Origin of the sequence: Mycobacterium sp. (assembly GCF_040398885.1) — a bacterium.
Classification (GTDB): domain Bacteria; phylum Actinomycetota; class Actinomycetes; order Mycobacteriales; family Mycobacteriaceae; genus Mycobacterium.
The window spans coordinates 1-7000 of record NZ_JBBATF010000032.1; the positions used below are offsets into that span (position 1 = coordinate 1).

The window sequence follows — 7000 nt, forward strand, 5'->3', positions numbered from 1 at the left end:
GGGCCGGACCCGACCGGGCCTTGCGGGCCGAGTCGCCGCTGCCCGAGGCCGAGGCCGCGGCGTGCGCACCCCGGCCGCCCGGGCCGGCGTCGGCCCCGGTGTCGGCTCCGGCCAGACCCGCGCCGCAGAGCATCGCCGCGCCCAGGCCGCCCACGATCAGTCCCGGACCGAGCCATTTGCTGATCGGTTCCATGAGGTGAAGCCCTTCCCCGGCCGGTGAGACCCTCGTCGCGGCCGGTGTTCGTCAGGTGCCGGTCCGGTGACCGGCCGTCACGTCCTATTCGGAGCCGCGGGGCCGCCGGATTGGTGGGGCCGGGCGCCGGGGCGGGGTGTGCCCGCTCAGTACCGGTCGATGGGCGGCGGTGTCGGGGCGGTCAGGCCGGCCGGGCCGAGGTTCTTCTCGAACGCCGCTTTCCAGGCCCCGTCGGCTTCCATCTTGGCCAGCGCGTCGTTGATCCTGGCCCGCAGTTCGGCGTCGTCCTTCTTCAGGCCGATGCCGTAGCGCTCCTCGGAGAACGGCTTGCCGACGATCTTGAGCTCGCCGGGTGACTTCGCGGCGTAACCGGCCAGGATGACCTCGTCGGTGGTGACGGCGTCGATGGCCCCGTTGCGTAGCGCCTCCACACACGCCGAGTAGGTGTCGTACTGCTGCAGTTGCACACCGGGGTACTTGTCCTTGATGCGTTGCGCCGGAGTGGATCCCGACACCGAGCACAGTTTCTTGTTGTCCTGCAACGACTCCGCGCCGGTGATGTCGGTGTTGTCGGACTTGACCAGCAGGCTCTGCCCGGTCAGCAGGTAGGGCCCGGCGAAGTCGACCTTCTGCTTGCGCGCGTCGGTGATCGAGTAGGTCGCCACGACGAACTTCACCTGGTCGTTGTCGATCAGGACTTCCCGCTGGGCCGACGGGGACTCCTTCCACTCGATCTTGTCCTCGGGGTAGCCCAGTTCCCTGGCGACGTAGCGGGCGACGTCGACGTCGAAACCGCTCATCGAGCCGTCCGGGTTCTTCTGACCCAGGCCCGGCTGGTCGAACTTGGTGCCGATGACGATCTTGTCCGCGGACGTCGACCCGTCACCCCCGCACGCGGTCGCGGCCAGCGGTACGGCCAACGCGAGGACCGCGGTTCCGATGATGCGGGTGGGTGAGAGCCTCATGAGCGGGATTCCTTTCATCGGAGGACAGCCTACGGCCTGCCCGATCGGAGGGCGCGTCAGCGGAACTGGCCGATCACGTCCGAGGCCCGCCGCCAGTCGCGGCGGCGGTGCTCGAAGGTCGCACCGACCCACATCAGCACCACGCCGACCGCGCCGAGGGTGATCCAGCGCGGCAACTGCACCAGATACCCGCCCCACTGGCCGACGCCGAGGGACACCAGTCCCGCCGCCCCGATCAGCAGAGGCGCCTGCAGTCGCAGCACCGCCCCGGTCAAGACGGCCGCCAGGCACAGCAGGGCGGCGACGACCACCCGCAGGGTGTCGTCGTCGAGGATGCCCAGTCCCAGCGTCGGGCCGATCCCCAGCGCCACCGCCGGGCCGAGGCTCAACCAGGACCGGCCCGGCGCGTCACGCCACCGCAGGAGTCCGGCGGCGAGCATCAACGCCGCCGCCGGGGCGGTGTAGGCCTCCACCACGCCGACCTCGGCGGCGGCCAGCCAGGCCCAGACCGCCGACAGCGCCAGCAGGCCGGCCGCGCCGCCGTAGAGCGTGCGGCGGTCCGGGCGCAGCGCGGCCAGCGCGGCGGCCACGGCCATCGCGGTCAGCGAGCCGGCCAGCCAGGTCAGCGAGTCCAGGGCGAGGTAGGTGCCCGCCAATGCCGTTGCCGCGCCGGCGCATTCGAGTGCGATCCCGGCGTACCGGCTGAAGCCGAGCGCGAACACGCCGATCAGGCTCACCACCGCCGCGGCGATCGTCACGGCGAAACCGGCGACCGGCACCGTCGCCCCTGCGGCGCGGGCGGCCACCCCGACGAAGACCACCCCGAGGACGGCGGCCAGTGCGGCGAAGGCGGGCAGGGCCGCCGCTCGGCGGGCGATCAGCGCCGCCGCCGTGGCCGCGGCGGCGGCCAGGACCGAGGTCATCACCGAGGCCCCGGTGGACACCGCCGCCCAGCCCAGTGTGGGGAGGGCGGCGAACACCGCACCCGCCAGTGGGGCGGCGCCCAGAACGGGCGCGCCGCGGCCGGCGTAGGCCCCGGCCAGAAGCTGTGCCACGACCGCGGAGGCCGTCGCGGTCAGCGTGATCAACACCGAAGCCCCGGCGGTCGGCGGCGCCGAGGCGGCCGCGAACGATACGGCGACGCAACCGATTCCGAGCGTGACAAGCCAGCCGCTCGGCGGATCGCCCGGTTGCCGGCGCAGCGCCGGCGCCGCGGCGACGACGGCGACGGCGACCAACGCGGCGACCGCGGCCCACGACCCGGCGGAGGCGGCCGGCGTCTGCGGGCCGTCGAGCACCGTCGCCGCTTTCATGTCGACGGTGCCGGTCCACGGGTCGGCCAGCCAACCGAGCGGCCCGCCGACGGCCGGCAGGGCGGTGCCGAAGGCCCACAGCGCACCCGGGGTGGCGACGACCACGCCCGCGACGAGTGCCGGGGTGCGCCGGGCGTGCGGCAGCAGCCACGAGGCCAGCACCGTCGCGCCGCCGAGGACGACGGAGGCGGCGAACGTGCCCTCCTCGTCGAGCATCGGCGCCAGCAGGGTCAGTGCCGCCAGCACGAGCACGATGAAAACCAGGACGGCCGCGTGCCTGAGGACCGAGTCCTGTTTGGCTCTGCGCCAGGCGAATTCGGGGGCGAGTGCCAGGGCCGCGACCGCCAGGGCGGGACCGGCCGCCTCGGTGACGGTGCGCGGTTCCAGGGCCGCCGAGGACGCCAGCATGGCGGCCACCGTCCACACGGCCGCCGCGTGCACGCCGAGCACCACCTTGCCCTCCCGGTAGAACCAACCGCCCCACCGGGCCAGCCCCGCCACGATCGCGGCGGCCAGCACCGCGAAGGCGGCCGCCGTCGGCCAGGTCGGCCAGTACCCCGCGGCGATCAGCCACACCGCCGGCACCGGCAGCAGGGCGGCCACCGCGAAACGCGCGGTGCGCCGGCCGGTCAGCCGGCCCAGCGCCGCGACGAACCCGAGGACCACGGCGGTGCCGATGGCCCACCACAGTTCCAGCAACATCCCGGCGCCCAGACCGGCGCGCCGCACCGCGTAGACGTCGACCAGCGCCAGCACCACCGTCAGGCCGACGAAAGCCTCGGCGGTCATCGGCAGCCGCCCGCGGGCGGCGACGGCCAGCACGGTGCTCAGGGTGGTCGCCGCCAGCAGCAGCACGGCGTGCCCGACGTCGCCCAGGCGCGACCAGGCCACCGCGCTGAAGGTCAGTGCCGAGATGCCCAGCAGGGCCGCACCCAGCCACAGCAGCAGTGCCCTGGTCCTGACCCCCGCCGGCGGCCGGGCGGTGGGCGCCCCCGCGCCGGGTCCGGGCACCGGCACCTGCCGGCCCAGCCGGCCGATGATCGCCCCGCGATGCCGGTCGTACTGCTCGACAAGTGCCCGGCGCCGGTCGATCAGCCGGGCCAGCTGACCGTCGACTACCAGGATCTGCTCGCGCAGGTCGTCCAGCGCCTGACGGTCGGGATCCACGGCGGGCGGTTGACCCTCCACTCTCGACTCCCCTGGTAGGGGCGGCGTGGTGCCGCCTGGTGACTCCATTGTCCGGCAGGAGTGGTCTTCACCGTCTTGATGCGATCAGAGACTTTCGGGCGACGAGGCCGCGTTGCAGCAGATGCGCGCCGAACGCGGCCGCGCCGAACACCAGCAGCAGCCACAACGGCGGGCCGGCGATTTCCCAGACGAAGATCGCCGCCCAGCCGGGGGAACCCTGGGTGACGGCCAGCACGCCGGCCGCGCAGGCCAGCGACACCGCAGCCACGTTGAGGTGCGTCGGCGTCCAGGTGTTCACCGCCAGGGCGATCAACGCGCCCAGTGCCGCCCCGGTCGCCAGCGCCGGGGTGAGCAGGCCGCCGACGGCCCCGGCCCGCAGGAAGAACGCCGTCAGAAGCGGCTTGAGGATCAGGATCGCTCCGGCGGCCGCGACGCTGAGATTGCGGTCGACGCTGACCAGCAGAACACTCGAACCGTTGCCGGGCAGTTCGGGCAGCCAGTGTGAGCAGACGCCGACCAGCAGGCCGGCGGCAGCCAGCGCGGGGATCAGCAGCCAGGTGTCGCGCGGCCCCCGCTCGGCGACCCGGGAACGGGCCCGGTCCATCAGGCGCCTGAACACCAGTCCGACGCCGAGGGTCAGCGGCGCCAGCAGCAGCGCCACCGCGATCAGCAGATAGGACAGCCGCGGGTGCGGCCAGTGGATGACCGGTCCGTCGTGGATGAAGGGTGCGGCCACGACGACGGCGAGGCCGGAGGTGGCCAGCGCCGTGACGACGGCCCGGATGTTCCAGGTGCGCAACACGATCCGCAGCGCGAACAACGCGCCGCCGACGGGTACCGCGTACACCGCGGCCAGTCCGGCCCCGGCGGCGCAGCCGAGCAGGATCTGCCGGTCCCGGGCCGTCAGCGCCCAGCGCGAGGTGGCCAGATCACCGAGTGCGACGGCCGACTCCCGCGGCGCGTTCTCCCGGCCCAGCGAGGCCCCGGATCCGACCAGCAGGACCTGCAGGACGGAGTCGAGTGTCATCGCACCGCGGGGCAGCGGCGCAGGGCGGGTGACGGCCTGCTCGACGGTCGGGACCGGTGCCCGTCGGCGAAGCAGCCACCAGCCCAGGCCGGCCAGCGCCGCGCCGATCATCGGCCCCACAACGCGGCGGATCCGGCCCGAGTCCGCCACTCCGTCGAGCAGGCTGCCGAATCGGTAGTGGTAGGTCAGGTGCTGGATGAAGTCCAGCAAGACCGTGGTCGCCGCGCCCGCGAGGCCGGCCAGTAAGCCGACAAGAACCACCGCACAGGCGAATTCGAGGTTGCGGCGGTTCACTGGCTCATCCCGGGTCACTCCGCGCGCAGCGATGCCTGATCCAGTTCCAGTCCGATCACCTCGGCGACGCGGAACATGTCCGCGTCCCAGGCGAGCAACGCCAGACCGCGACGGTGTGCGACTGCCGCGATCATGCAGTCGAACATCCCGCGCGGGGTGACGCCGGCGCTTCGGCACCGGCGGTAGATCCTCGTCGCGGCGTCGAAATCGGAGACCGCATCGAAGGGGACCAGATCGAAGCGCAGCAATAACCGCCGCAGATCGTCCTCGCGGGTATCGCTGCGAGCACCGGCCAACACCTCCACCAGAACCGGCTCGGTGAACATCAACGGCCCGTCGGCGGAGATCAGCTCGGCGATGCGCCGGTCGGCACTGCTGCCGGTGGCGCGATCGAACTCAACCCACGCGGAGGTATCGGCGAGGATCATGCCGGACCGGCATCGGGAACCTCGTCGATCGCGTGAGCGCCCCGCATCGCCAGCGCCTCCTCGCGCGTCATCGGTTGGCCCGCGAGATGCCGCAGCGCAAGATCCACCGCCTCGGTCTTCGTCTGGACGCCGTACCGGCTCTTGATCGCCTCGATGTAGCGGTCCTCGATCTCGATATTGGTGCGCACCTTCGCCATACACCTAGCGTACACCTACCGGTGTAGAGTTGGTGTACCGGCCGACCTCATAAGCCGCCGCGTACCGCCCTTCGGAAGCTCACGTTGTGTCGGTAGCCTGCTGCGAGGCGCCGGCGAAGGAGCGTGTCGTGGGGATCGTTGAAGGGCCGCCACCGAGCCTGCCCGATCCGCCGGCCGGCGGCCCGGCCGTCCGCGACTGGGTGCTGACGCATCTGGGCGATCTGTGCACACCCGTCCCCGCGGGGGCCGAAGCCCGGATGCCGGGCGGGCAGCGGGCCGCCGACGCCGCCCTTGAGCGGTTCGACGTCCGCGGGTACGCCCGCCGGCGCAACGACGTCTGGCCGGCCGAGCGCCGCGGGTCCTCACGGCTGTCCCCCTACATCCGGCACGGGCTGCTTACCCTGCGCGAGGTGTGGGACCACGTGGCCGGCGGTCCGGCCGAGGATGCGACCAAGTTCCGTGACGAGCTGCGGTGGCAGGAGTACGCCCGACATCTCTACGCGCGCATGGGAACTGCGTCGCGGCGGTCCCTGCGTTTCGAGGTCGCCGAGCGCTCCGGCGACGACGCCGCAGCCACCGCGAATCCCTGGATCTCCGAGGCGCTGTGTCTGGACTCGGCATGGTCGGAACTGGTCGGCGAGGGCTGGCTGACCAACCAGACCCGGATGTGGCTGGCTTCGCACTGGGCCGTCCGGGCCGGACTGGGCTGGCGCGACGGCGAGGATCTGATGTACCGGCACCTGCTGGACGGCTCGCGGGCCGCCAACAGGCTCGGCTGGCAGTGGACCACCGGCGCGCTCACCGGCAAGGCCTACGGATTCTCCCGCTGGCAGGTGGAGAAGAGGGCGCCGGGGCTCTGCCAGCGCTGTCCCCTGCAGTCCCGCTGCCCGATCCAGCAGTGGCCGGCCACCGAGGAACGCGAACCCCGGGACGTCCTCGACACCCGACTCAGGCGCGACGACGACCCCGAGGCGACGGCGGGGCCGGCGGTCGCCCGGCACACCGGCCGGCCCGAGGCCGTTTGGATCACCGCCGAGAGCCTCGGTGACCGCGAACCGGCCGCGGTGGCGCATCCCGACCTGCCGGTGGTGTTCGTCTTCGACGAGCCGCTGCTGCGCCGGCTGCAGCTGTCGGCGAATCGGCTTGTCTTCCTTGCCGAGTCACTCGCCGAGCTGGCCACCCGCCGGGAACTGCGCATCTTCCGCGGTGACCCGGTCTCGGTGCTGCAGGGCAAGCAGCTGGCCACCACGTTCGCGCCGGTTCCGGGCTGGCGGGCACGGGCGGGCCGACTCGATGTGGTGTCGCTGCACCCGTGGCCGTGGCTGGAGCGTCCCCGGCCCGGTCCGGTCGGCTCGTACACGGCGTGGAGCAAGGGCCGCAAGTACCCTCAGTAGC

Annotated in this window: 6 protein-coding genes and 1 pseudogene; 1 reads left to right on the forward strand and 6 read right to left on the reverse strand. The window is 72.8% G+C overall.

All coding sequences use genetic code 11. The annotated features are described in order from the left end of the window. From ADBZ5U_RS04995 to ADBZ5U_RS05020, 6 genes and pseudogenes are all read right to left on the reverse strand, one after another. Window positions 1-193 (reverse strand): annotated as a pseudogene (locus tag ADBZ5U_RS04995) (hypothetical protein); the annotation flags it as partial. Window positions 194-339: 146 nt separating this feature from the next. Then, the gene (locus ADBZ5U_RS05000; protein WP_526262997.1) at window positions 340-1158 is read right to left on the reverse strand and encodes a glutamate ABC transporter substrate-binding protein; all 819 of its coding nucleotides are present in this window, start codon (window positions 1156-1158) and stop codon (window positions 340-342) included. Window positions 1159-1214: 56 nt separating this feature from the next. Further along, entirely contained in the window at window positions 1215-3659 is a 2445-nt protein-coding gene (locus ADBZ5U_RS05005; protein WP_526262999.1) for an SCO7613 C-terminal domain-containing membrane protein, read from the reverse strand. Window positions 3660-3726: 67 nt separating this feature from the next. After that, window positions 3727-4980 carry a chloride channel protein gene (locus tag ADBZ5U_RS05010; RefSeq protein WP_526263001.1) on the reverse strand — a complete coding sequence of 418 codons (1254 nt, stop codon included), beginning with the start codon at window positions 4978-4980 and terminating at the stop codon, window positions 3727-3729. A 14-nt stretch (window positions 4981-4994) separates the two neighbouring features. Next, window positions 4995-5408 (reverse strand): type II toxin-antitoxin system VapC family toxin, encoded by a 414-nt coding sequence (vapC, locus tag ADBZ5U_RS05015; RefSeq protein WP_526263003.1) that lies wholly within the window; start codon window positions 5406-5408, stop codon window positions 4995-4997. Beyond that, on the reverse strand, window positions 5405-5605 hold the full coding sequence (locus ADBZ5U_RS05020; protein ID WP_526263005.1) for a type II toxin-antitoxin system VapB family antitoxin: 201 nt from the start codon (window positions 5603-5605) through the stop codon (window positions 5405-5407). Before ADBZ5U_RS05020 ends, vapC begins: the two co-directional genes overlap by 4 nt. 128 nt (window positions 5606-5733) lie before the next feature. Between ADBZ5U_RS05020 and ADBZ5U_RS05025 the strand changes: the two genes are divergently transcribed. Then, complete coding sequence (locus ADBZ5U_RS05025) at window positions 5734-6999, forward strand: FAD-binding domain-containing protein (RefSeq protein WP_526263007.1); 1266 nt, start codon at window positions 5734-5736, stop codon at window positions 6997-6999. The last annotated feature ends 1 nt before the right edge of the window (window position 7000 follow it).

What these genes read in the sequence shown, in the direction of transcription:
- ADBZ5U_RS05000 (WP_526262997.1), bottom strand. Translation starts at nt 1,158, where the DNA reads ATGAGGCTCTCACCCACCCGCATCATCGGAACCGCGGTCCTCGCGTTG.
- vapC (WP_526263003.1), bottom strand. Translation starts at nt 5,408, where the DNA reads ATGATCCTCGCCGATACCTCCGCGTGGGTTGAGTTCGATCGCGCCACC.
- ADBZ5U_RS05020 (WP_526263005.1), bottom strand. Translation starts at nt 5,605, where the DNA reads ATGGCGAAGGTGCGCACCAATATCGAGATCGAGGACCGCTACATCGAG.